Annotated in this window: 18 protein-coding genes and 1 tRNA gene; 10 read left to right on the top strand and 9 right to left on the bottom strand. The window is 61.9% G+C overall.

Annotated elements, in window-relative coordinates:
- Positions 1-29: 29 nt before the first annotated feature.
- On the bottom strand, positions 30-230 hold the full coding sequence (locus GM658_RS01695; protein WP_130313223.1) for a YbdD/YjiX family protein: 201 nt from the start codon (positions 228-230) through the stop codon (positions 30-32).
- Between the two features lie 4 nt (positions 231-234).
- Positions 235-2,295, bottom strand: a complete 2,061-nt coding sequence (locus GM658_RS01690) for a carbon starvation CstA family protein (protein WP_155452274.1) — start codon at positions 2,293-2,295, stop codon at positions 235-237.
- A 129-nt stretch (positions 2,296-2,424) separates the two neighbouring features.
- Between GM658_RS01690 and GM658_RS01685 the strand changes: the two genes are divergently transcribed.
- The 4 genes from GM658_RS01685 (at position 2,425) to GM658_RS01670 (ending at position 7,825) form a co-directional block, all read left to right on the top strand.
- Positions 2,425-3,786, top strand: a complete 1,362-nt coding sequence (locus GM658_RS01685) for a cache domain-containing protein (RefSeq protein WP_155452273.1) — start codon at positions 2,425-2,427, stop codon at positions 3,784-3,786.
- Positions 3,783-4,400 carry a response regulator transcription factor gene (locus GM658_RS01680; protein ID WP_155452272.1) on the top strand — a complete coding sequence of 206 codons (618 nt, stop codon included), beginning with the start codon at positions 3,783-3,785 and terminating at the stop codon, positions 4,398-4,400. The genes GM658_RS01685 and GM658_RS01680 overlap by 4 nt, the downstream gene beginning before the upstream one ends.
- Positions 4,401-4,694: 294 nt before the next feature.
- Positions 4,695-5,771 carry an HDOD domain-containing protein gene (locus GM658_RS01675; RefSeq protein WP_229416707.1) on the top strand — a complete coding sequence of 359 codons (1,077 nt, stop codon included), beginning with the start codon at positions 4,695-4,697 and terminating at the stop codon, positions 5,769-5,771.
- Positions 5,772-5,773: 2 nt separating this feature from the next.
- A complete protein-coding gene (locus tag GM658_RS01670; RefSeq protein WP_155452270.1) occupies positions 5,774-7,825 on the top strand; it encodes a putative bifunctional diguanylate cyclase/phosphodiesterase in 2,052 nt (683 codons plus the stop codon).
- 74 nt (positions 7,826-7,899) lie between these two features.
- Here GM658_RS01670 and GM658_RS01665 read toward each other — a convergent pair whose 3' ends face one another.
- Entirely contained in the window at positions 7,900-8,925 is a 1,026-nt protein-coding gene (locus tag GM658_RS01665) for an alpha/beta hydrolase (RefSeq protein ID WP_170298628.1), read from the bottom strand.
- 253 nt (positions 8,926-9,178) lie between these two features.
- On the opposite strand from GM658_RS01665, the gene GM658_RS01660 reads away from it, so the two are divergent.
- Positions 9,179-12,178, top strand: a complete 3,000-nt coding sequence (locus tag GM658_RS01660; RefSeq protein ID WP_155452441.1) for a TonB-dependent receptor — start codon at positions 9,179-9,181, stop codon at positions 12,176-12,178.
- Positions 12,179-12,359: 181 nt separating this feature from the next.
- Here the strand turns inward: GM658_RS01660 and GM658_RS01655 are convergent, their stop codons facing one another.
- From GM658_RS01655 to GM658_RS01645, 3 genes are all read right to left on the bottom strand, one after another.
- Positions 12,360-12,701 (bottom strand): YggL 50S ribosome-binding family protein, encoded by a 342-nt coding sequence (locus GM658_RS01655; protein WP_155452268.1) that lies wholly within the window; start codon positions 12,699-12,701, stop codon positions 12,360-12,362.
- A 17-nt stretch (positions 12,702-12,718) separates the two neighbouring features.
- On the bottom strand, positions 12,719-13,063 hold the full coding sequence (locus tag GM658_RS01650; RefSeq protein WP_155452267.1) for a YggL 50S ribosome-binding family protein: 345 nt from the start codon (positions 13,061-13,063) through the stop codon (positions 12,719-12,721).
- A 15-nt stretch (positions 13,064-13,078) separates the two neighbouring features.
- Positions 13,079-13,168, bottom strand: a tRNA-Ser gene (locus tag GM658_RS01645).
- A gap of 128 nt (positions 13,169-13,296) precedes the next feature.
- On the opposite strand from GM658_RS01645, the gene GM658_RS01640 reads away from it, so the two are divergent.
- Positions 13,297-14,382 (top strand): M23 family metallopeptidase, encoded by a 1,086-nt coding sequence (locus GM658_RS01640; protein ID WP_155452266.1) that lies wholly within the window; start codon positions 13,297-13,299, stop codon positions 14,380-14,382.
- Between the two features lie 3 nt (positions 14,383-14,385).
- Here GM658_RS01640 and GM658_RS01635 read toward each other — a convergent pair whose 3' ends face one another.
- Positions 14,386-15,399 carry a LacI family DNA-binding transcriptional regulator gene (locus GM658_RS01635; protein WP_155452265.1) on the bottom strand — a complete coding sequence of 338 codons (1,014 nt, stop codon included), beginning with the start codon at positions 15,397-15,399 and terminating at the stop codon, positions 14,386-14,388.
- Positions 15,400-15,465: 66 nt separating this feature from the next.
- Positions 15,466-17,016: a tryptophan halogenase family protein gene (locus GM658_RS01630; protein WP_155452264.1), complete on the bottom strand. Its 1,551-nt coding sequence runs from the start codon at positions 17,014-17,016 to the stop codon at positions 15,466-15,468.
- A gap of 109 nt (positions 17,017-17,125) precedes the next feature.
- Between GM658_RS01630 and GM658_RS01625 the strand changes: the two genes are divergently transcribed.
- The 3 genes from GM658_RS01625 (at position 17,126) to GM658_RS01615 (ending at position 22,155) form a co-directional block, all read left to right on the top strand.
- Positions 17,126-19,486: a TonB-dependent receptor gene (locus GM658_RS01625; protein WP_155452263.1), complete on the top strand. Its 2,361-nt coding sequence runs from the start codon at positions 17,126-17,128 to the stop codon at positions 19,484-19,486.
- 72 nt (positions 19,487-19,558) lie between these two features.
- Positions 19,559-20,860: a GH1 family beta-glucosidase gene (locus GM658_RS01620; protein ID WP_155452262.1), complete on the top strand. Its 1,302-nt coding sequence runs from the start codon at positions 19,559-19,561 to the stop codon at positions 20,858-20,860.
- Positions 20,857-22,155, top strand: coding sequence for an MFS transporter (locus tag GM658_RS01615; protein ID WP_155452261.1), 1,299 nt, complete (start codon positions 20,857-20,859; stop codon positions 22,153-22,155). Before GM658_RS01620 ends, GM658_RS01615 begins: the two co-directional genes overlap by 4 nt.
- Here the strand turns inward: GM658_RS01615 and GM658_RS01610 are convergent.
- Entirely contained in the window at positions 22,131-22,961 is an 831-nt protein-coding gene (locus GM658_RS01610) for an alpha/beta fold hydrolase (protein WP_170298627.1), read from the bottom strand. The genes GM658_RS01615 and GM658_RS01610 overlap by 25 nt on opposite strands.
- Positions 22,962-23,124: 163 nt before the next feature.
- On the opposite strand from GM658_RS01610, the gene GM658_RS01605 reads away from it, so the two are divergent.
- A complete protein-coding gene (locus GM658_RS01605; RefSeq protein ID WP_155452259.1) occupies positions 23,125-24,021 on the top strand; it encodes a ribose-phosphate pyrophosphokinase in 897 nt (298 codons plus the stop codon).
- Positions 24,022-24,033 lie beyond the last annotated feature (12 nt).

Raw genomic sequence — 24,033 nt, 5'->3', positions numbered from 1 at the left:
GATTGCCAGAGCTGACCCCGACTTTTACCTTAGCAGCAGCCGCCGCGCTTGCCGGCGCCGCCGTAGCGGGCTTCTTGCCGCTCGCGGAAGAATTCTTCGTAGCTCATCACGGGCTCACCCGGGTGGGTGGTCTCGCGATGGGCGACGTAGGTGTCGTATTCGGGCAGGCCGCACATCAGCCGCATGCTCTGTCCGAGGTAGCGGCCTGCCTTGACGATTTCGCCCAGCATGGTCTTACTTGGCCGCAGCGGCGTATTGGGCCGGGGCTTCGTTGTGGGTTGGGCGGCTGGCGTTCCAGGCCGCCAGCGCGGTGCGCACGCCGAATACCAGCACGCTGACCACGACGATCATGAAGAAGGCTGCCAGGCCCGCGTCCAGGTAGTCGTTGAAGATCACTTGATGCATCTGCTCCATCGACTTGGCCGGCGCCAGCACCTTGCCGTCGGCCAGGGAAGCCTGGTACTTGGCTGCGTGGGCCATGAAGCCGATCTTCGGATTGGCGTCGAAGATCTTCTGCCAGCCGGCGACCAGGGTGCAGATCAGCAGCCAGATGGTTGGCAGCACGGTGACCCAGGCGTATTGCGCACGCTTCATCTTGAACAGCACGCAGGTGGCAAGGATCAGCGCAATCGCAGCGAGCATCTGGTTGGCGATGCCGAACAGCGGCCACAGGGTGTTGATGCCGCCCAGCGGATCGACCACGCCCTGGTACAGGAAGTAACCCCAGGCGGCGACGCACAGGCCGGTGGCCAGCAGGCTGGCGAACACGGAGTCGGTGCGTTTCAGCGCCGGCGAGAAAGTGCCCAGCAAGTCTTGCAGCATGAAGCGGCCGGCGCGGGTTCCGGCGTCGACGGCGGTCAGGATGAACAGCGCTTCGAACAGGATGGCGAAGTGGTACCAGAACGCCATCATGGCTTTGCCGCCCACGACGTTGGACAGGATGTGCGCCATGCCCACCGCCAGGGTCGGTGCGCCGCCGGCGCGCGAGATGATGGTGCCTTCGCCCACGTCCTTGGCGGTTTGCACCAGCATGTCAGGGGTGACGTAGAAGCCCCACTGCGAGATCGCTTGCGCGGCCGATTCGGCGGTCGGGCCGAGCAGGGCGGCCGGGCTGTTCATGGCGAAGTAGACGCCTGGCTCAATGGTCGATGCAGCCACCAGCGCCATGATGGCGACGAAGGATTCCATCAGCATCGCGCCGTAGCCGATGAAGCGGGCGTGGGTTTCGTTCTCGATCATCTTCGGCGTGGTGCCGGAGGAAATCAGCGCGTGGAAGCCGGAAACGGCGCCACAGGCGATGGTGATGAACAGGAATGGGAACAGGTTGCCGGTCCAGACAGGGCCGGTGCCGTCGATGAACTTGGTCAGCGAAGGCATCTGCAACATTGGCGAGACGATCACGATACCCAGCGCCAGGCCGACAATGGTGCCGATCTTGAGGAAGGTGGACAGGTAGTCGCGCGGCGCCAGCAGCAGCCACACCGGCAGCACGGAGGCGATAAAGCCGTAGCCGATCAGCATCCAGGTCAGTTCAGTGCCGCTGAAGTTGAACATCGGCGCCAGGGCAGGGTTTTCCTGCACTGCCTGGCCGCCGAAAATGGCCAGCATCAGCAGCACGAAGCCGATCAGCGACACTTCGCCGATGCGGCCGACGCGGAAGTAGCGCGTATAAACGCCCATGAACAGCGCGATCGGGATGGTCGCCATCACGGTGAAGGAGCCCCATGGCGAGTGCGTCAGCGCTTTCACCACGATCAGGGCCAGCACGGCCAGGATGATCACCATGATCATGAAGGTGCCCAGCAGCGCGATATTGCCAGGAACGGGGCCCAGTTCGGACTTGATCAAGTCACCCAGGGAGCGGCCGTCGCGGCGGGTCGAGATGAACAGCACCATGAAGTCCTGCACGGCGCCGGCGAACACCACGCCTGCCAGGATCCACAGCATGCCGGGCAGGTAGCCCATCTGCGCCGCCAGCACGGGGCCGACCAGCGGGCCGGCGCCGGCAATGGCGGCGAAGTGGTGGCCGAACAACACGTTCTTATTGGTCGGCACGTAATCCAGGCCGTCGTTGTACTTGTAGGCCGGGGTCAGGCGGTTGGCCTCCAGGCCCATGACCTTATTGGCGATAAACAGGCTGTAAAAGCGGTACGCAATCAGGTACACGCAAACGGCTGCAATCACCAGCCAGATGGCGCTCACGGGCTCGCCGCGCTTGAGGGCAATCACGCCCAGCGAGGCGGCGCCCAGCAGCGACATGCCGGCCCAGCCAAGTTTCTTCATAGTGGGATTCATCGGGGTCTCCTCCAAGGATGAATGCCCAGTATTCAGGATTTGAATATCTGTCACAAGCGCACCACTACGCAAAGCCGGTGCGTAGAACTACGTAGGACACGCAGGCGGCGCCGGGCTTACAATCGCCGCATGAAGCTGCGGCAAAAGTTCCTCTTCCTGGCCATCGCGCCCCTGATCCTGGCCCTGTGCGCGATCGCCATCGCGGTGCGCTACCAGGCGGTCACGCTCGCCCAGCAGCAGCGCGACACCATCCAGCAGGCTTACCTGGCCAGCAAGGAAGCGGAGCTCAAGCACTACGTCACGCTGGCCAACCACTCCATCGCCCACCTGGTGCAGTCCGGCCGCAAGGACCAGGCGACGCTCGATGAAGCGAAGCGCATCCTTTCCACCCTGAGTTTCGGCGATGACGGTTACTTCTTCGTCTACGACATGCAGGGTAACTCGCTGATGCACCCGCGCCAGCCGGAGTTGGTGGGCCAGAACCTGTTCATGCTGAAGGACGATGAGGGCAACCCCACCATCCAGCGCCTGCTGGCCCGTGCGCGGGAAGGGGGCGGGCTGGAGCGCTACAACTGGGTCAAGCCTTCCACCCACAAGTCGGCGCCCAAGCTTGGCTATGTGGTCGCGCTGCCGGAATGGGGCTGGATGCTGGGCACCGGCATTTACCTGGACGACGTGGATGCGGCGCTGGCCAAGGTGGATGAACAGCAGCGCGGCAACATCCGCAATACCTTGCTGTGGATGGCGGCCATTGCGGCGCTGGCGCTGGTGGCGGTCGGCGTTTCCGGGCTGGCGCTGAACATCCGCGAATACCGTGTGGCCGACGCCAAGCTGAAAGTTCTGGCGCAGCGCGTAGTCGAATCGCAGGAAGAGGAGAGGGCGCGCCTGTCGCGCGACCTGCACGACGGCATCAGCCAGTGGCTGGTGTCGATCAAGCTGCAGATCGAGGCCGGCATCATCCGTCTCGGCAATCCGGCGCAGCAGGACAAGGCCAAGGCAGCCTTCGAGCACACGGCCGAACAGTTGAACAATGTGCTGGGCGAAGTGCGCCGCATTTCGCACAACCTGCGCCCCGCCATCCTGGACGACCTGGGCCTGGCCGCCGCGCTGGACCACCTGTCCGCCGAATTCCGCGAACACATCGGCGTGGAAGTGGCCTTTGCCGCCGGCGGCTGCACCGACCGCCTGCCGGACGTGGCCAACACGGTACTGTTCCGCATCGCCCAGGAAGCACTGACCAATATCGAGCGCCACGCCGGCGCCACCCGCATCACCATCGACCTGGAAGGCGATGCCGAAGGCGTCACGCTGCGCATTGCCGACAATGGCGGCGGCTTCGATGCGCAGGGCATCGCCAGCCACCCGAAGCGCGGCATCGGATTACGGAATATGATGGAGCGGATGGAGGCGATCGGCGGCCAGTTCCGCATCGAATCCTCGCCGGCCGGCACCACCGTGCTGGCCCGTGTAGATAACAGAGGCAAGCAATGACCCGGATCCTGTTGGTCGACGACCACCCCCTTGTGCGCGACGGTTTGCGCGCGCGCCTGGAAGCCATGGCGCAATTTGAAGTAGTGGGCGAGGCGGGCAGCGCCGCGGAAGCGCTGGAAGCCGCGCGCCAGCACAATCCCGACCTGGTCCTGATGGACATCAATATGCGCGGCACCAACGGTATCGAGGCCACCGCGCTGTTCAAGCAGCAGTTCCCCCAGATTGCGGTGCTGATCCTGTCCATGCACGACAAGCTGGAATACGTGACCCAGGCCATCCAGGCCGGCGCCCGCGGCTACGTGCTGAAAGACGCGCCGGGCAAGGACATTGTGATCGCCATTGAAACCGTGATGGCGGGCGGCATCTACTACAGCGCCAACCTGGCGCAGCAACTGGCCAAGCCCATGTCGCAGGATAACCAGCTCACCACGCGCGAGGCGGAAGTGCTGCGCCACCTGGCCAACGGCGAATCGAACAAGCACATCGCACGTGAACTGGACCTGAGCGTGCGGACGGTGGAAACGCACCGCCTCAACATCAAACGCAAGCTCGGCATCGAAGGACAGGCAGAATTGATCAAGTTTGCGGTGCAACACGCACAATTCGACAAGTAAGCCTTGCAAAATTAGACATTAATGTATCGTTCCTGGTACAAATCAGGCAATTCGATTGCGTCCTCTACAACGCGAAACCTGACTTTTGGACAATTTCTGCTATATTCCTCGAGTCTTGTAACACAGGTGTGACCCGTGCGCACAATGGTTGCTTTACATCAATAAACCATTTACCATTGTTAGCATTACCACACCGAGATTCCGATGGTTGCGTCAGATCCGAATTCGTTTCCGCTGGTGGGAATCAAACCTGTCCTGAATACCCAGAACCATTGGGTAGGACTGGCGTTTCAAATGCCTGGCGCCGCCTCGTTGCCGGCGCTGCAAGCGCTTCTCCGCTGTCCTGAATCCGACGAACTGGGTTCGCTCGAATACTTCATTCCCCTCGCCGATCCGCTCGCAGTCGATGCGGCGCAACTGGAAGGCTTGCCGCTGGAGCGGATGGTATGCACCGTCCCGGCCGCGCTGTTGTCCGATGACGCGGTACAAAAGCACTGCAAGCGGCTGGCCGACCGTGGCCTGCGCCTGCTGGCCGATGGCGAGGCAGGCATCACCGCCGCGCAGGCCGGCATCCGCGGGCTCGATGTCGATTGCGCCGAAACGCTGCCAACTGCGCTCGCGATGCTGACACTGCCCGGCCCGCACCTGGCGCGCAATGCGACGGACGAAGTCCGCGCCGGCGAATGCCGCAAAGCCGGCTTCACCTTGTTCCGCGGCGAACTGCCGCGCGTGAAAGAGCACGATGCCGGGCAGGGCGACGGCACCAGCCGCAAACGCCTGCTTGCCCTGCTTGGCCTGCTGGCCCAGGATGCCGATTCGCGCGAACTGGAAACCCTGCTGAAACAAGACCCGGCGCTCTCATTCCAGCTTCTCAAGCTGGTGAATTCTGCCGCTTTCGCGCCAAACAGCAAGCCAATCCACAACTTCGGCCAGGCCATCAACCTGCTGGGCCGCCGCCAGCTGCAACGCTGGCTGCAGCTGCTGCTGTATGCGCGACAGCAGACGGATGGTCCGGCAAATCCCTTGTTGCCGCTGGCTGCCCTGCGCGCCGCGCAAATGGAATCGCTGTGCAAGCTGCGCGATGGCGACCGTGACGAGCAGGACCAGGCTTTCCTGGTTGGCGTCTTCTCGCTGCTCGACGTGCTGCTGGCCATGCCGATGGCCGAAATCGTGTCGGCCCTGAACCTGGACCTGGACGTGGTGGCGGCCTTGCTGGACCGCAGCGGCGAACTGGGCGAAATGCTGGCGCTGGCCGAAATGCACGAGCCGCAAGCGAGCGCGCTGCGCGACGTCGGCATCGACAACGAAACCTATTGGCGCAGCCTGCTGCAGGCCTACCAATGGGCGCTGCAAGTCAGCAGGAACGTGTAAGCATGCACGGGCCAGTCGACTTCCTCGCCAGCAGCGCCGCCGTCTGCGATGCGGTCTTGCGCATGCGCGGCCCCGCGCTGGTGGAAGAGCTGGGCCGCATTGCGCGCGAAGTGACCGGCAGCCCGCATGGCCGCTACGTGCCGCGCGATATGACGCCGGCCACCGGCCTGCCAGGCTGGGAAACCGGCCTGTCGCAGCTGATCCAGTTCGACAGCCAGTACTTTGGCCGCTTCGAAGTCTCCGGCCGCGATGCCTATTCCGACGCCAGCAGGCAGCACCTGGCCAGCCTGGCCAGCCTGGCCGCCAGCGTGCTGCAAGTGCACTCGGTTGCGCAGCGCACCACCCACGCCTACGTGCAGGTGGAGGCGCGCCTGCAGCACCAGTCGCAAATCCTCGACCAGATCCACGAGTCGGTGCTGACCATGGACCTGAACGGCTTCATCACCAGCTGGAACAAGGGCGCCGAGCGCCTGTTCGGCTATTCGGCGGTGGAAGCCATCGGCCGCAACATCATCTTCCTCTACGACGACGAAGACGAAACCTTTGACGACGCCTTTTTGGAGCAGGGCGGCCGCCTGATGGAAGTGCGCCGCAAGAAAAAGAATGGCGAAGTATTCTGGGCCAGCCTGTCGCTATCGCCGCTGTGCGATATGGAAGACCGCTCGATCGGCCTGATCGCCTACCTGACCGACATCACTGAACGCAAGCAGGCGGAGGAGCGCATCCACCACCTGGCCTACTACGACGCGCTGACGGGCATGCCCAACCGCTCGCTGCTGACCAAGCTGGTGGACCAGGCCCTGACGGTAGCCCTGCGCAGCCACGGCCATGGCTGCGTGATGTTTATCGACTTGAACCGCTTCAAACTGATCAACGACACCCTGGGCCGCACGGTGGGCGACGCGCTGCTGCGCGAAGTCTCGCAGCGCTTCCGCCTCGCCCTGCGCGACCAGGACGTGGTGGCGCGCCTGTCCGGCGACGAATTCGCAGTCGGCCTGTTCGACATCCACCAGCATTACGAAGCAAGCATGGTGGCCAACAAGCTGCTGGACGCGCTCAACGAGCCATTCCTGATCGATGGCCACGACCTGCGGGTCAGCGCCTCCATCGGCATCAGCGTCTACCCGCAGGATGGCAACGACGCGGAAACCCTGCTGCGCCTGGCCGATATCGCCATGTACCGCGCCAAGCAGAACGCCTCGACCGATGGCGAGCATATCGCCTTCTACAGCCAGGACATGAACAAGGGCATGCAGGAACGCATGCGCATCGAATCGGGCCTGCGCCAGGCGCTCGGCAATGGACAGCTGCTGCTGCATTACCAGCCAAAGTATGAGATCAGCAGCGGCAAGATCATCGGCGCCGAAGCGCTGGTGCGCTGGAAGCATCCCGAACGCGGCCTGGTGCCGCCGGCTGAATTCATCCCCTTGGCCGAAGCCACCGGGCTGGTGGTGCAGGTCGGCGAATGGGTGCTGGAAGCGGCTTGCGCGCAGGCGCAGGCGTGGAAAGAGAAAGGCTTGCCGCCGATCCGCCTGGCGGTCAACGTATCGGCGCGCGAGTTCACTTCCGCGCTGCCTGGCCGTGTGATGGAAACCTTGCAGCGTTACGGCCTGGAGCCAAGCTGGCTCGAACTGGAAATCACCGAATCGACGCTGATGCACAATATCGAGCGAGTGATCGGCATCATGGACCGCCTGACTGCAGAAGGCATTGCGCTATCGCTGGACGATTTCGGCACTGGCTATTCCAGCCTGTCCTACCTGAAGCGGTTCCCGATCGACACGCTGAAGATCGACCGCTCCTTCACAACCGGCATCCCGGTCGACACCAACGACTGCGCCATCGCCAGCACCATCATCAGCATTGCCCAGCAGCTGAAGCACAAAGTCATCGCCGAAGGCGTGGAGACGGCCGAACAACTGGCCTTCCTCAAGGATTCCGGCTGCGATGAAGTGCAAGGCTACCTGTTCTCGCGTCCCTTGCCATCCCTGGAATTCGAGCGCGCCCTGCTGCAGAACTGGGCGCCGCCGGAACCCATCGCCGCCAGCGCTTAGCGAGACGGATCGCTGGCTCTGTTTTTCAAGACTTCCCTTACCAACGCGATGCTTGTCATCGGCTTTGCCAACGCTTAGCGCGGCACGAAGCCGTCCACTTCATCGATAAGCTGCGCCCGGCCGCGCGCCGGCCATTCCAAATGCAGGAAATGGGTCGCGTTGGGAATGCGCACCATGCGTACTGCCGGAGAATGCACCAGGTCGGCCTGCAAGTTCTGCATGTCTTCCGGGCGCGACCAGAAATCCTTCTCGCCCGCGATAGCCAGCACCGGCGCCGTGATCAGCGAAGCGTCCCATAGCTGGCGCCCGGTCGCGAGGTAGAAACTGTCCTCCATCGCTCCGCATGGCGCACGGAAGCTGCGGGGCTCCCGCTGGCTGCTGGTGGCGTCGCTATCCAGCGCAGCATCGACGTAAGCTTTTGCCACCGCGGGATCGCGCGCACGGTTCTTTTCTTCGCCAAGCGTGCGATCCCAAGGCCCCAATATGGATGCCGCGTCAGTCAGCCGGTAATTGCCGCACGCGGCATTGCTGTATGCGCCGGGATGCTGCTTGTCCTCCATTGCCGTGCCGCGTCCGATCAAGGGATGCGGCGAAGTCCCGCGATACAGGCTGTTCAACATGATCACAGCGCTCAGTTTCGGCGAGTGCAGGGTCGCATAATGCCCGACCCATTGCCCCCCAGTGGCCCATCCAAGCAGCGCCACCTTGGCGCCACCGCTGCGCCGGCGCACATAATCCACCGCCGCATCGATATCCTCAACGGCGGCATTAGTCCGCACCAGTGCTGCCCCGGTAGTCGGCGCCAGCGACATCTCAGCCGGGCGCGTCGACGCGCCGTAGCCACGCACGTCCAGCGTATAGACATCAAAGCCCCGTTTCGCCAGATCGGCGGCAAGCGAGCCGCCGGGCACGGGCAAGTCAAAAGAAGGCTTGGAGCTGACGCGTGCGCCATGCACCAGCAGGAGAGGGCGCTTGCCGTGATGCTGCCCGACTTCCGTCACGGCCAGGGTAATGCCCGGGGCGGACGAAACATCGAATTGCTGCGAAGCCAGGCCCGCCAGCGGCAGGGCACTGGCGGTAACGATGAGCAATGCTTTCACGGTTGCCTTTCCGATTTGCAGGAATGGCAAGATTAGCATAAGGGGAAAGCATCGCGCCGGCGGTACTACGGTCCGGGCAACAGCCAGCCTGTTGTTTCCGGGCCACATTGATGGAGGCATTTCCCCCGTGGTTGCATGAAAACGTTTTCATTTTTGGTGAATTTCATAATTGCTTGGGCGTTTTTCGGAAAGCAAACTGTGACTACTTCGTGGAGAGCCACTGTGTAGCATAAAAACGAGGAGACCAAGAGTGATGCAGAATCAACCCAGGAAAACTGCCATTGCCGTCGCCGCAGCCCAGTTTGCACTGCTCGCCGCCAGCGCCGCCATGGCCCAGGAATCGGCGCCCCAGGCATCGGTAGTTGTGGTGACCGGTCAGCGCGCAGCACTGCAATCGGCCCAGAACATCAAGCGCAATTCCGACGAAATCGTCGATTCCATCGTCGCCGAAGATATTGGCAAACTGCCGGACCGCTCGATCACCGAAGTGCTGCAGCGCGTCGTCGGCGTGGCGATCGACCGCACGATGGCAAAAGGGGACCCTGAGCACTATTCGGTGGAAGGTTCCGGCGTCACCATCCGCGGCCTGACTTACGTGCGTTCCGAGTTGAATGGCCGCGATTCCTTCTCAGCCAACGGCGGCCGTTCGCTTAACTTTGAAGACGTGCCGCCCGAGCTGATGGCCGGTGTCGACGTGTACAAGAATCCCTCGGCGGAACAGATCGAAGGCTCGATCGGCGGCCTGGTCAACCTGCGCACCGCGTTGCCTTTCGACTACAAGGGCGCCAAGGTCTCACTGAGCGCCGACTACACCTACAATGAGCTGGGCGGCAAGAAGAAGCCGGGCGCCTCGATCCTGGCCTCGAACCGCTGGAAGACGCCGATCGGCGAATTCGGCGCCCTGGTCGACCTGGCATATTCCGAAAGCGCCACCCGCACCGATGCGTTCCAGGTGGAGCCTTACTATCCGCGCACTGACGTCGTCAACGGCCAGACCGTATGGGTTCCGAAAGGCGCGCAATGGCGTACCCTGCAATTCGACCGCAAGCGCGAAGGCTATTACGGAGCGCTGCAATGGCAGAAGGATTCCACCCTCAAGTCCCACCTGACGTACTTCAAGTCCAAGTACCAGATGCAGTGGGATGAGAACGCGATCTTCTCCCAGGCCAGTCCATACAACATCCACGTCAGCCCGGACGCCACCTATGGACCGAACGGCAATCTGCTGACCGGCACCATGACCGACCCAGCGGATGGCGGCATCAACTTCGGCGGCGACACCCGTACCGCGAACCGCAAATCGGATACCACGGATATCTCCTGGAACATCACCTGGCGCCCGGCCGGGCGCTGGACCCTGAAGTCCGACCTGCAGTACATCAAGGCCAAGACGCACAGTTTCGATTCGACTGTTGCAACCGGCATCCAGATGGCCAAGGAGAACGTCGACCTGACCGGCGACGTGCCGCGCCTGAACTTCGACCAGGCGGACCTGGCCTATCTTGCCGACCCGAAGAATTACTACTGGGCCTTCACCATGGAGCACATGGACCGGGCCAAGGCTACCGGCAAATCCTGGAAGGGAGATGCCATCTATGACTTCGAAGACCATCCATTCCTGAAGGATATCCGTTTCGGCGTGCGCCTGTCCGACAAGGATTCGGTGACGATGAATTCCAACCCAAGCTACAACTGGTCGGCAATCTCCCAGCCCTGGCAGCTGGGCTGGGACATCAACAAGCTGGCATCCCTGGGCGATCCGCGCTTCAGCGGCAACACCGAGCTGCACACCTTCGACAATTTCTTCAACAAGAATATGCAGGTGCCGTCGCTGGTATTCCCGTCGGTGTCGACTGCAACCGGCTATCCGGACAGCTACGCCGCGCTGCATAAGTACCACGACATCCTGTGCGCGGAAGCGCATAACGGCGACGCATCCGGCTGCGGCACCTGGAAACCGGCCACATTCGGCACCGATCCTGCCGGGACCAACAACCAGTCCGAAAAGACCAAGGCCTTCTACACCCAGGTGCGTTTTGGCTTCGATGAGCTGAAGTATCCGATCGACGGTAATATCGGCCTGCGCTACGTCAAGACCGACCTGACCGCCCACGGCTTTACCACGTTCAAGCCTGACTACAATATCCCGTCCGGAAATATTGTTGGCGGCCTGCCGTTCGCCGTGATCCCGGCCTTCCAGGCAGAACAGGACTTCGAGAACAGCTACCACAATGTGCTGCCTAGCCTGAACCTGCGCATGAAGGCCAGCGACAAGCTGCAGTTCCGCTTCGCCTATGCCGGCGCGATGTCCCGTCCGGACTTCGACCAGTTGCAGGCCTATACCTCGCTGTCGCAGAAAATCGACGTCACCAACAACGGCGGCCAAACTACCGTCAACAGCGTCAACCAGTCCGGCGATGCGAAAGGCAATCCGCAGCTGAAGCCGATTACCTCGAAACAGGTCGACTTGACTGCGGAATGGTATTTCTCGCCGGTTGGCTCGTTCACTGTGGGGGTGTTCAACAAGCAGCTGAAGGACGTGATCCTCAAGCAGACCTTCAACTACCAGATCCCCGATGTCTCGGGCAATATGCAGAACTTTGCCGTGACTGGCCCGGTGAACGGCGCCAAGGGGCGTGCGCGCGGCATCGAGCTGGCTTACCAGCAGTACTTCGACAAGCTGCCAGGCTGGATGTCCGGCATCGGCGTGCAGGCAAACTATACCTACATCGACAGCAAGCAAACACTGTACACCCCAGTGTTCTCGCCCTACTGCGGTGGCAGCGGCCAGACGGACAGCCTGAACACCAGCATGAACGGCTGCGATACCAACGGCCAGACTTTCAGCAACTTGCCATTGCCGCTGCTGTCGAAGAACGCCTACAACCTGGCCCTGCTGTACGACAAGGGGCCATGGTCCGCCCGCCTGGCATACAGCTGGCGCTCCAAAAACCTGCAGGCGGTCGACGTGAATGGTACCAATGGCGGCGACGCTACCGACAGCAATCCGGCCAGCCCGACTTTCGGCCAGCATGTGGTTCACTGGGCGTTGCCAACCTGGGCCGACTCCTTCGGGCAACTGGATGCATCGTTGTTCTACCAGATCAATGAAAGGACTTCCATTGGCTTTGAAGGCACCAACCTGACCGACGCAAAATACCGCCAGCTGATGCAGCAGCACACCGGTTTGATGGGTCGCGCGTGGTTCGTGTCCGGACCGCGTTATTCCGTGAAGATGCGCTATTCGTTCTAAAAGCGCCGCAAGCAGGATGCGGGATTTTCATCGCATCCTGCTTGCTGTCTGCAACGCCGGCTTGGCGGGCGCTACGCCTTCACGGCTGCCTGCCGTGTTTATTTGAATGGCAAGATTGACATAATAAAAAAGGCAGCACCCTGGCCGCCTTTTTTCCGAGCAGTGGATTGGTCCGCCGGGCTTAACCCCAACCGTACCACGCATCACGCAGTTCGCCTACGTTGACATCCTTGAGTTTGCTTTGTTTGTTCAGCCAGTCCCGCACCATGGCGCGGTGGCTTTCTTCGACTTTGCCATAGGCTTTGCCCGACACGACGATACCGCCGAAGTCATCGTTATAGCCGCCGCCAAAGGCTAGGCCGTTAGCTTCGATTGCTTCGATGAACTCGTGAACCAGCGCATTGTGCTCAGCAAGGTTTGGAGTGCTGACCCAATTCGCCTCGACCAGGAAACCGAGTTCCTGGAATTCACCGAGGTGTTTTTTCTTGAGTTGGCGTTTGTTGTAGCGGCGGGAAGCTGCCATGGGTTGTCCTTTTTTTATTAATCCCAGCCATGCCAGGCGTCTCGCAGCTCACCGACATTGACATCGGTGAGCTGGCTTTGTTTCTCCAGCCATTCCCGCACCAACGTGCGGTGGCTGTCCTCGACTTTGCCGTAGCGCTTGTATGCTCCGACGAAACCGCTGAATTCTTTGCCGTCTCCACCGCCGCCGAACGCAAGTCCGTTGGCTTCAATGACTTCGGCCAGGAAGCGATCAACAAAGGTTTCCCAGTCGGTACCAAGCGGATTGGTCAGTTTGGCGTCAAAGAGAAAGCAGAGTTCCTTGAATTCGCCGAGGTACTTCTTTTTGAGCTGGCGTTTGTTATAACGGCGGGTAGCGGTCATATGGGGGCTCGAAATTGGCGGAAGCGGTGAGATTCGAACTCACGAACGGGATTAACCGTCGGCAGTTTTCAAGACTGCTGCCTTCAACCACTCGGCCACGCTTCCGGAGCGCCGAATTATACATTCCCGGGGCGGATCACGCCACGTTTCGTGCAGTTCGTCGCAAAATCGGGCGGTTGCGGCCTGCCGCCCGCTATAGTCCGCCCACTATTAAAACTGTGGGGTGAGACTCAATGAAACTGCATACCTTGGCCTTTGTCGCGATGGCCATGATGATGGGGGAGGTAGTGGCAGGCCCGATCGATGTGAGCGTTGGGCCGGCAAAGCCGCTGATAGAGCAGGGCAAGGGCCAGCAATTGCTGAATATCGATTTCCTGATCAAGAACGATAGCCAGGACAAGGTGGAACTGAGCGAAATAGAAGTGTCCGTCCTGGGCGAGGCGGGTAAGCTGGTGGCCCAATACCGCGTCGGAGCCAATGGCCGCAGCGTATTCGTGGTCCCGAACCGCTTTATCGAGCCGGGCAAGTCGGAGCTGGTATTCAACCCGTTGTACGCCTTCCCGCAGGACCTGGATTTGTCACGCCTGCGCTATACCTTCAAGTTCGATGTGGGCGACGATACCAAATACACGATTGAAGTGCCGGTCGCGCCAATCCTGTACAAGACAAAAGCGCAGCTGCAACTGCCGGTCGCGGGCCCGGTGCTGGTCCACGATGGCCATGATTTCTACGGCCACCATCGGCGCCTGCCGCTGCTCGACCCGATGGCGCAAGCGCTGAAATGGAAGCGCAACTTCATGCGCTACAGCTATGATTTCGTCGTCACCGACGAGCAGGGCCGCATGTACAAAGGCGATGGCTTGCGCAACGAAGACTGGTACGGCTGGGGCAAGCCGATCCTGGCGCCGGCCGGCGGCAAGGTAATCCGGGCCGTGAGCGCCATTCCTGATAATGCCAAGGACAAGGGACCGTCGTTCGGCAAGGATCAGTTCATCGCCGACCCGAGCATCATGTGGGGCAATCACGTCGAAATCGAGCACGGAAACGGCGAAATCAGCCTGCTGGCCCATATGAAGCAAGGCAGCGTGACGGTCAAGGTGGGCGACACCGTCAAGGCTGGCCAGAAGGTCGGTGAAATGGGCTTTTCAGGCGACGCCTTCCTGGTCCATCTGCATTACGATTTGAAGGATGCGCCTGGCTTTGATGCCGATGCGCTGCCTTCGCCGTTCAATAACTTCGAGCGCCTGACCGGCAAGCGCTGGCTGAAGGTCAAGCAAGGGCAGGTCGACAGCGGCGATGTAGTGCGCCGCTTGCCTTAAGCGTCAGCGGTTGCGCCGCGTCGTTTCGCGCACCACCAGCTCCACCGGCGGGATGGTGCCTTCCACTTCCTCGCCGTTGATCAGGCCAAGCATCGACTGCACGGCCGTCTGGCCGATCACGTACAGCGGCTGGCGGATGGTGGTCAGCGGCGGCGTGGTGTAAGAGGAGCCGGGCAGATCGTCGAAGCCGACCAGCGACACGTCGTCCGGCACGCGGATGCCTTTGCGGTACAGGAAAAGCCGCGCGCCATACGCCGTTTGATCGTTGACCGCGAAGACCGCGGTGAAAGGATGCTGGCTGTCGTACAGGCGGTTCATGGCCATCAGGCCGCCGGCTTCCTGCAGGTTACCTTCCGCTACCAGTGCCGGATCGAAGGGGATGTCGGCTTCTTTCAAGGCGCGCTTGTAGCCGGCCAGGCGTTCCATTGAGTCGCGGTTGTCGGCCGGGCCGGCCAAGTGGGCGATGCGGCGGTGGCCCATTTCGATCAGGTGGCGCACGGCCAGCCAGGCGCCGAGTTCATTGTCCAGCGCGAAGCCGATGGCGCGCTTGGTGCGCAGCACGCGGCCCAGCCAGACCACCGGGCGCTGCGCGGCGAAGCCCAGGACGGTGGCGTCGGTCATGCGGCCTGTCAGCAGGATGATGCCGTCCACCTTGCGTGCCAGGAGCAGGCGGATGCGCTCCGCTTCTTCATCGGCATTCCAATGGCCGCTGACGATCACCGAGGCGTAGCCGGTTCCCTTCAGTCCATCGTCCACTCCGTGCAGGATCTCGTCGAAGAAGGGGGAGGCGATGTCCTGCACCACGATCCCGATGGTCATCGTGCGCCCATGCTTCAGGCTTTGCGCCATCTGGTTGGGGGCGAAATTCAGCTCGCTGATGGCGGCCATCACTGCTTGCCGTTTGTCGTCAGCCACCTTGGCGGTGCCGTTCAGGATGCGTGAAACGGTGGCTGGCGATACGCCGGCACGGCGGGCGACGTCGGTCAGCGTGGCGGGCGGAGTGGAGTGATCGTTCAAGGGGTTTCTCAATCTGAAATGCTTTTCATGCGGAGATTACCATAGAACTCGGCAGTATCACGGTGCTCAGCGGTCAATCGTTGCACGAACGGCATGAAAATCATTTCTGAAAGCGTTTTCATGCTGGCATAACTGGGCTATGAAAGCGCGATGATCGGGCAAGTCCGCCACCGCGCGTTCGGAAACGGCGGCGATGTTGGCGAATTCCTGGCGCGCCGCAGCGGCCAGCGCTTCCATGCCGGGCAGGGGTGGCATCGCTTTTGGAAAGCCCATGCCGTACAGGACGTATTGCCAGCTGGTCGGCGGGTACATGTCGAGATCAGTGAGGAAGTCCATGCGCTGCGGCGGCCGGCAGCGCCACATGGCGAGCTTGTCGCGCAAGCTGTCGCTCCAGCTGGCGGGGTCGCAATTGTCGGTCCAGAATTGCTCGCGGCGCTGGCTAAGGCAGTAATGCAGTTTGATGAAATCGACGATGCGGGCATAGCGTTCGCCCATGAACTGGTTGAAGTGGCGCGCCAGCGGTGCCATCTCGCCGTTGTGCGGGAATAGGGCACCCAGCATGTGGACCGCCGTTTCGACCAGGCCGATACCGGATGCTTCCAGCGGTTCGAGGAAACCGCCGGCCAGGCCGATGGCAACGCAATTCTTGATCCAGTGCTGTTCGCGGTAACCGACGCGCATCGGGATCTTGCGCACCTTCAGGCCATCGGCGGCGGGGCCGGCATAGGCGCGCAGCACTTGCTCGGCGCGCTCGTCGCTGGTGTGGCGGCTCGAATAAACATAGCCGATGCCGCGCCGTTCCTGCAGGCCGATGTCCCAGGTCCATCCGGCTTCGTGCGCGGTGGAGATGGTGGCGGAGGCGATCGGCGTGTCTGGCGCGGGATGGGGCACTTGCACGGCCAGCGCGGTATCGCAGAACAGGATGTCGCTCACGCTGTGGAATGGGGAGCCAAGCGCGCCGCCGATCAGCAGGGCGCGGAAGCCGGAGCAGTCGATATACAGGTCGGCGGTCAGGGCGCCGTGTTCGCGCGTTTCGACGCTGGCGATGGCGCCATCATGGCCGAGTTGCACGCCGTCGACGTGATCCTGCACATGCCGTACGCCCAGCTTGCGCGCATGCTTTGCCAGCAGGCCGGCAAAGCGGGCGGCGTCGAAATGGTAGGCGTAATTCATCGGGCCGTTGTAGTCGCCGTCGCCAATGCGTTTCGGTGCACGTTGCGCATCGACCACGCGCTTTTGCATGGTGACCGCCTCGGCAAACGGCGTGTCGCCGGCCAGGCCTTGCAGCCAGTAGGGCAGCAGTTCCGGCGCGCCGGGGCGCTGGCTCGGCATGGAGAAAGGGTGGAAGTAATGGTCGTCGCCGTGCACCCAGTTGTGGAAGCTGATGCCTTGCTTGAAGGTGGCGCTGGCTTCGCGAATGAATTCGGCTTCCGGAATGCCGAGCGCCGCAAGCGTGGCGCGCAGGGAAGGGAAGCTGCCTTCGCCGACGCCGATGGCGCCGATTTCAGGCGCTTCCACCAGCGTGATTTCCTTGGTGGCGCCGAACATTTTGGCGAGGTAGGCCGCGCACAGCCAGCCGGCGCTGCCGCCGCCAACGATCAAGATCCGTTGCGTCATTTTTGTCGTCTCCTAAAAAATTTTGTTGACTTTTTATTTTTCTAAAATGTACCATGAAAACGTTTTCAAGAAATAAGAAATCGTTTTCACAACAACTACCGGAGACAATATGAAGTTTTCTGCAATCCAGATCGGGGTGCTGGCCCTGGTCGCGTCCGCAAATAGCGCCACCGCGCAGCAAGCCCCTGTGGCGCCTGCCGCGAGCAACGAATCGACCGTCGTGCCAGAGGTGCTGATCACGGCGACCAAGCGCACCACTTCCCTGCAAAAGACCCCGGTGGCCGTTACCGCCCTGGATGCAGCGGCACTCGAAGATGCACACGTACAGACCATCCAGGACGTCACCAACCTGGTGCCAAGCTTCCAGGCAACCGGGCAGGGCGACCACGGCGTCATCACCATGACCATGCGCGGCATCGGTAACGACTCTGCCAAGACCGAGTACGCCGACCCGGAAGTGGCCTTCTTCGTTGACGGTATCTACTCGCCACGTCCGGAAGGCGCCACCGCGCTGCTGTTCGACGTGGACGCGATTGAAGTCCTGCGCGGCCCGCAAGGCACGCTGTGGGGCCGCAACTCCACCGTCGGTGCGGTCAATATGCAGACCGTCAAGCCTAAGCTGAAGGAATTCTCGGGTAGCGTTTCCGGCGGCATCGGCGATTACGCCCGCCTTGGCGCCCGCGCCGCCTTGAACGTGCCGACCGGCGACAATTCCGCCTTGCGTATCGCCGTCATCCACGAACAGCACGACGGCTATGTGAAATATCAGACCTTGCCGAACATTTCCCTGGCCGACCAGCGGGCGGCATTCCTGGCCGGCGGCGGCGACCCTGCGCAGTTCCAGCCGATCAACCCGAACAACTACGTCACCAACGGCCCGCGCTACAACGCGCAGGACCAGAGCGGCGTGCGCGTCAGCTGGCTGTACCAGCCGTCCGATCGCCTGAAGTGGAATATTTCGTACGAGCGCTTCCAGGACCGCGGCACGCCGAACATGAACCTGATGCAGACGCCGCGCGCCGGCCAGGATGAATGGTCGGCCCTGATCGACACCGCGCCTTTCCTGCATCGTGACGTGAACACCTTCCGCAGCCGCGTCGATTACGCAGTGACTCCGGATATCTCGCTGGCCTACATCGCCGGCTACTCCAAGTTCTCCGGTTCGTCGACCTTCGACCAGGACGGCGGCCGCGTGCTGCCAACCAGCTTCACCACCGGCGGCGACTTCCAGGCCAACAACACGGTCTGGTCCAAGTACAGCAGCAACAGCCACGAACTGCAACTGCAGTCGACAGGCCAGCGCGAAGTGGACTGGCAACTGGGCGCCTATTACGCGGCGGAAGACAACGGCATCCGCTTCGACATTCCGATCATGCACGGCACCCAGCAGGGCAGCGTGGCATGGCAAGGCTCCTTCATCCAGCCGAAAGAAACCGTGGATTCGCGCGCGGTATTCGGCCAGGCCACCTGGAATACCGGCAACGTGCACCTGACCGGCGGCCTGCGCTACACCTCGGACAAGCGTACCAACCAGGGCGGCAACGGCTATACCTGGAACTACGATGCGACCGTGCCGCAAGTTCCTCTGACCCCGAACATCGACCCGACCAAACCGGGTCAGGGCTACAACCCGAGCGTGCCGTCCAACGAAGGCCGCTACAAGGGCAGCAAGACCACCGGCCTGGCGCGCCTGAGCTACGACGTCGACAAGAACCACATGCTGTATGCCAGCGTCGCAACGGGCTACAAGGCCGGCGGCCTGCAGGACGGCGGCCGTACTTACGACCCGGAGACCCTGACCAACTATGAAGTGGGCAGCAAGAGCTCCTTTATGGGCGGCGCGCTGCGCATCAACAACGCGCTGTACTACGAGGACTTCAAGGACTTCCAGTTCAGCTCTCCGGTCACCAACCCGGATGGTTCGCACAGCTTCGTCACCAGCAATGTGGACGGCGCCAAGGTGTGGGGCTTTGAATCGGAAATCCAGGCCAAGCTGTCGCCGGACGACAAGCTGGCGCTGGCCCTGTCTTACACCCACACCAAGCTGGGTTTCCTGGTCGCCGGTTCCAACGACTACGCGCTGCCGTTCTGCCCGGACCTGAACTCGAACTGCCTGAACGTCACCGGCAACATCATGCCGCACGCGCCAAAGTTCTCGGCCCACCTGAACTACCAGCACACCTTCCGCATGGCAAATGGCGACACCCTGATCCCGCGCGTTTCGGTACATCACGAAACCAAGTCCGAACTGTCGATCTTCAACCTGGGACCGGAAGACCAGCAAGCCGCCTACACCAAGTTCGATATCGGCCTGCGCTACCAGGGGCCGAAGCAGTTCTGGGTGGACGCCTTCGTGCGTAACGTCGGCGACAAGCGCATCAAGACCAGCGCCATGAACGGCGCCAACGTGTGGGTGGCGCAGTACCTGCCGCCGCGCACCATCGGAGTTAACGCGGGCATCGATTTCTAAGCCCGTGGCAACGCGGCCTGCCTCGTCCCCCGGGGCAGGCCATCTCTCCCGCATTTAGCAAAGAAACCAAGCATGAAAGACAAACGCCTGCCGCCCGAATTTCTCTGGGGCGTAGCCACCAGTGCCTTCCAGATCGAGGGCGCCAACCAGGAGGACGGCAAAGGCCTCTCTATCTGGGACGTGTTCTGCAGCACGCCCGGCAAAATCAAGGATGGCAGCGACGGCAGCATCGCCTGCGATCACTACCATCGTTACCGCGAAGATGTGGACATCATCGATTCTCTGGGCGTGGATGCCTACCGTTTTTCCATCGCCTGGGCGCGGGTTCAGCCCGACGGCAAGGGCGCCTGGAACGAAGCCGGCTTCGCTTTCTATGAGCGCCTGCTCGACGCCCTGGAAGCCAAAGGCAAGCAAGCCTACGTCACGCTCTACCACTGGGATTTGCCGCAAGCATTGCAGGAAGAGGGCGGCTGGCTCAATCGCGCCACCTGCCGCTATTTCGCCGAATACGCCGCCGAAGTGGCGCGCCGCTTCGGCAACCGTGTGGCCAGCATCGCCACCCACAACGAACCCTGGTGCACCGCCAACCTTGGCTATGGCAACGGCCAGTTCGCACCCGGCGTGCGCGATGCCGCGGCCGCCGTGCAGGTATCTCACCACTTGCTGTTGTCCCACGGCCTGGCGATGAATGCCATGCGCGCCGTCGGCTCGAAGGCGAAACTGGGCATCGTCCTGAACCAGTGGACTGCCGATCCGGCCACCGACAGTGCGGCCGACCGCGCCCTGGCTGAACTCGAGTACGCGCGTTCGGTACAATGGTTCATGGACCCGATTTTCAAAGGACGTTATCCGGAGCTGGCGCTGCGCCACCACGGCGCCAATGCGCCGCAGGTGGAGGCGGGCGACATGGCGACCATCCACCAGTCCATCGACTTCCTGGGCGTGAACTACTACTTCCGCGCCTACTGCAGCGCCGAAACTCCGCCGCGCACGCCGCCGCTGGAAAACGGCCGCACCGACATGGGCTGGGAAATTTATCCGCAAGGCTTGACCGAACTGCTGCTCAAGCTGAAAGGCGAGTACGAACTGCCGCCGATTTACATTACGGAAAACGGCATGGCCAGCAGCACGCCGCAGCACGATGAAGAGCGTATCTCCTTCATCTCGCGCCACTTCGATGCCCTGGCAAGCGCGATGCAGCAGGGCGTGAACGTGCAGGGCTACTTCATGTGGAGCCTGCTCGATAACTTCGAGTGGGATTCGGGCTACGCCAAGCGCTTCGGCATCGTCCATGTCGACTACGCCACGCAGAAGCGCACGCTGAAAGACAGCGCGCACTGGTACCGCGACTTCATCAAGGCGCAACGCTCATGAACCGCTCGCCGCTGCAGTGGGTGCCCACCGGCTATTTCGCGATGGCGATGGGCTACATGATGTTGACCAGCGTCACCTCCATCATGTTCAAGAACCTTGGCATGGACAATGGCCGCGCCGCGCAGTATTCCAGCATGCTGATCCTGGCCTACACCATCAAGCCACTGTTTGCGCCGGTGGTGGAAATGTACCGCACCAAGAAATTCTTCGTGCTGCTCACCCAGCTGCTGCTTGGCCTGGGTTTCGGCGCCGTCGCCCTGGTCATGGGAATGCCCGGGTCGATGGCCTTGATGATGCCGCTGTTCTGGATCATGTCCTTCATCGGCGCCACCATGGACATTGCCAGCGACGGGGTGTACGTCACATCGCTCAGTTCGCGCAACCAGTCGCTGTACTGCGGCGTGCAAAGCCTGAGCTGGAATATCGGGCCCGTGGTGGCCTCCGGCGTGCTGGTCTACCTGAGCGGCCGGCTGCATACGGATTACGGCATGGATTGGCTGGGCGCATGGCGCATTGTCTTTGTCGCCGTGGCCATCATGCTGCTCGTGATTACTGCCTGGCACTGGCGCGTGATGCCCGATGGCGCGCGTGCTGCCGATACGCCGGAAAACCTGGGCCAGGCGGCCTCCATCCTGCGCGACGCCTTCAAGACTTTCTTCGAAAAGCGCGGCGTCTGGACCATGGTGGCCTTTGCGCTGCTGTACCGCGTGTCGATCGGCCTGCTGGAGAAAATCGGGCCCTTCTTCATGGTCGACCCGGTGGAAAAGGGCGGGCTGGGAATGTCCAACGAGCTGCTGGGCATCGTCTACGGTACGTATGGCCTGCTGGCCGTGCTGGCAGGCTCCCTGATTGGCGGCTGGTATGTGGCAAAGCGCGGTTTGAAGCCGGTGTTGTTCACGCTGTGCTGCGTACTGAACATTCCGATCGCCACCTTCCTGCTGATGGCGATCTACCAGCCTTCCAGCCTGTGGGTGATCGGCCTTGGTGTTGTGGTTGAAAAGTTCTCCTTCGGCTTTGGCGCAGTGGGCTTCATGATCTACCTGATGCAGCAGCTGGCTCCCGGAAAATACACCACCACCCATTACGCCTTCGGCACTGGCCTGATGGGCTTGTGCGGCATGTTGACCGGCATGGTCAGCGGCCACCTGCAGCAATCCATGGGCTATGTGAGCTACTTCTGGCTGGTGATGGTGGCTACCGTCCCATCTTTCATCGTCACCTGGTACGCGCCTTTCCACCACGAGGAAGCGCGTACCGCGGAGGAGCCCGGTCAGCTGCAGCGCAAGGCTGGTTGATGCTTGGCGTCGTGCGCGCCGATCACGTCGCGGATGGCGTCCGCCACCACTTCGGGACTGGCGAGCTGCATCTGGTGGTCTGAGTCGACGATCACCTTGCAGGCCTTGGGATACATGGCCATGACCAGGTTGCGGGTCTTCTCGTCATTGTTGGCGACACCCAGGTCGATCGCCACTGCGCCAGGCGACTTGGGGACGTTAATCAGGCGGACCATCGGAATATTGTCGTCCCAGGGCAGGTTCATCATGGCCTGCCCGGTGCTGTAGATCTGGTCGACCTCCGCTTCCATCGCAGCGTTCATGAACATATATTTTGCCCAGCGCGCCATCAGGGGGAATTCCTCCGGCTTCTTGATGACGCCGGGGTAGAGCGCATCGACCAGCACCACGCCCTTGACTTCGTGGGGATAGCTGCGCGCATACATCTGCATATACAGCCCGCCCAACGAATGCCCCACCAGGACGTATGGGGGCTGCAAGCCTTGCTGCTTCAACAGCAGGCGCAATTCCTCCACTATCGTCTTGCCGTCGCGCGGCGTCACCGGCTTGTCGCTCTTGCCGTAGCCGGGACGGTTGTAGGCAAACACCGTCGCGTCTTTAGCAAGCAGCGGGATCACCTTGGCCCATTTATCCAGTGTGTTGCGCGATCCGTTTTCAAAAATGACCGTGGCGGGAGCGGCAGGCTTGGCGATTTTCTGCACTTCAAATTTGTGGCCTGCGACGTCTTGCAGCGTCGCCTGGCTGTGCGCCTGTGCACAGGTGAGAAGGGCGGCTAGCGCAGCCAAGGTGTGGCGGGGTAATGGCATAAGGGTCTCCATTCTGGTGAATGGGGCGATTCTGCCCGCGACCCATGGCCTTGTCCCCGACGGTGCGACAGAATGCAAAAAAAGCTGCCTGAAATGCAATACCTACCGCCGGGCAGCAACATGGAGTTAGAATAAAAAGTCACTCAACGAGGAGAGAACGAAAATGACGCCTATCCTGTTCGCGCTACCCGGCAACGAAGCGATGACAGCGCAGCTGTCGGCATTATCAGGCTGGGAGCAGGGCAGTTTGCAGGTGCGGCGTTTCCCGGACGGCGAATCCTACGTGCGCTATCACTCGGAGGTGAAGGGCCGCCAGGTGGTGCTGGTCTGCACCCTGGATCGTCCGGACGACCGCTTCATGCCGATGTACTTCGCCGCCAGCATTGCGCGCGACCTGGGCGCGGCCAGCGTCGGCCTGGTGGCGCCATACCTGGCGTATATGCGCCACGATGCGATCTTCAATCCTGGCGAGGGCATCACCTCGGCCCATTTTGCGCGGCTGGTCTCGGGCGTGTTCCACTGGATGGTGACCATCGATCCCCACCTGCACCGCCACCACGACCTGGCCGAGATCTACACCATCCCGACCCGTGTGGTACGCGCCGCCCCGGCCATCTCGCAATGGATTGCCGCCAACGTGCCGCAGCCACTGGTGATCGGCCCCGATTCCGAGAGCGAACAATGGGCTGCCGAAGTGGCGCGCGGCGCCGGCTGCCCCTGCATCGTGCTGGAAAAAATCCGCCGTGGCGACCATGATGTGGAAGTATCGGTGCCGGACACCGAGCGCTGGCTGCACCACACTCCGGTCATCGTCGACGATATCGCCTCGACCGCCCGTACCATGATTGCCGCCGTCGGCCACGTGCGCAAGGCAGGTTTGCCGCCGCCGTTGTGCGTCGCCGTTCATCCATTATTTGCCGGCAGCGCCTTTGAAGACCTGCAAGCCTCCGGCGTGGCCAGCACGGCCAGCTGCGACACCGTCCCGCACAGCAGCAACGCCATCCCTGTCGCTTCCTTGCTTGCCCCGGCACTGGCGGACATGACAGGCGCCGCCGCCTAAGTTATATTCCTG

Origin of the sequence: Massilia eburnea (genome assembly GCF_009720745.1) — a bacterium.
Lineage (GTDB): Bacteria > Pseudomonadota > Gammaproteobacteria > Burkholderiales > Burkholderiaceae_D > Rugamonas > Rugamonas eburnea.
This window is presented reverse-complemented; position numbering and strand designations above follow the sequence as displayed.

Coding starts and splice junctions, on each gene's coding strand:
- GM658_RS01695 (WP_130313223.1), bottom strand. CDS start 230: ATGCTGGGCGAAATCGTCAAGGCAGGCCGCTACCTCGGACAGAGCATG.
- GM658_RS01690 (WP_155452274.1), bottom strand. CDS start 2,295: ATGAATCCCACTATGAAGAAACTTGGCTGGGCCGGCATGTCGCTGCTG.
- GM658_RS01685 (WP_155452273.1), top strand. CDS start 2,425: ATGAAGCTGCGGCAAAAGTTCCTCTTCCTGGCCATCGCGCCCCTGATC.
- GM658_RS01680 (WP_155452272.1), top strand. CDS start 3,783: ATGACCCGGATCCTGTTGGTCGACGACCACCCCCTTGTGCGCGACGGT.
- GM658_RS01675 (WP_229416707.1), top strand. CDS start 4,695: ATGCCTGGCGCCGCCTCGTTGCCGGCGCTGCAAGCGCTTCTCCGCTGT.
- GM658_RS01670 (WP_155452270.1), top strand. CDS start 5,774: ATGCACGGGCCAGTCGACTTCCTCGCCAGCAGCGCCGCCGTCTGCGAT.
- GM658_RS01660 (WP_155452441.1), top strand. CDS start 9,179: ATGCAGAATCAACCCAGGAAAACTGCCATTGCCGTCGCCGCAGCCCAG.
- GM658_RS01655 (WP_155452268.1), bottom strand. CDS start 12,701: ATGGCAGCTTCCCGCCGCTACAACAAACGCCAACTCAAGAAAAAACAC.
- GM658_RS01650 (WP_155452267.1), bottom strand. CDS start 13,063: ATGACCGCTACCCGCCGTTATAACAAACGCCAGCTCAAAAAGAAGTAC.
- GM658_RS01640 (WP_155452266.1), top strand. CDS start 13,297: ATGAAACTGCATACCTTGGCCTTTGTCGCGATGGCCATGATGATGGGG.
- GM658_RS01630 (WP_155452264.1), bottom strand. CDS start 17,016: ATGACGCAACGGATCTTGATCGTTGGCGGCGGCAGCGCCGGCTGGCTG.
- GM658_RS01625 (WP_155452263.1), top strand. CDS start 17,126: ATGAAGTTTTCTGCAATCCAGATCGGGGTGCTGGCCCTGGTCGCGTCC.
- GM658_RS01620 (WP_155452262.1), top strand. CDS start 19,559: ATGAAAGACAAACGCCTGCCGCCCGAATTTCTCTGGGGCGTAGCCACC.
- GM658_RS01615 (WP_155452261.1), top strand. CDS start 20,857: ATGAACCGCTCGCCGCTGCAGTGGGTGCCCACCGGCTATTTCGCGATG.
- GM658_RS01610 (WP_170298627.1), bottom strand. CDS start 22,961: ATGCCATTACCCCGCCACACCTTGGCTGCGCTAGCCGCCCTTCTCACC.
- GM658_RS01605 (WP_155452259.1), top strand. CDS start 23,125: ATGACGCCTATCCTGTTCGCGCTACCCGGCAACGAAGCGATGACAGCG.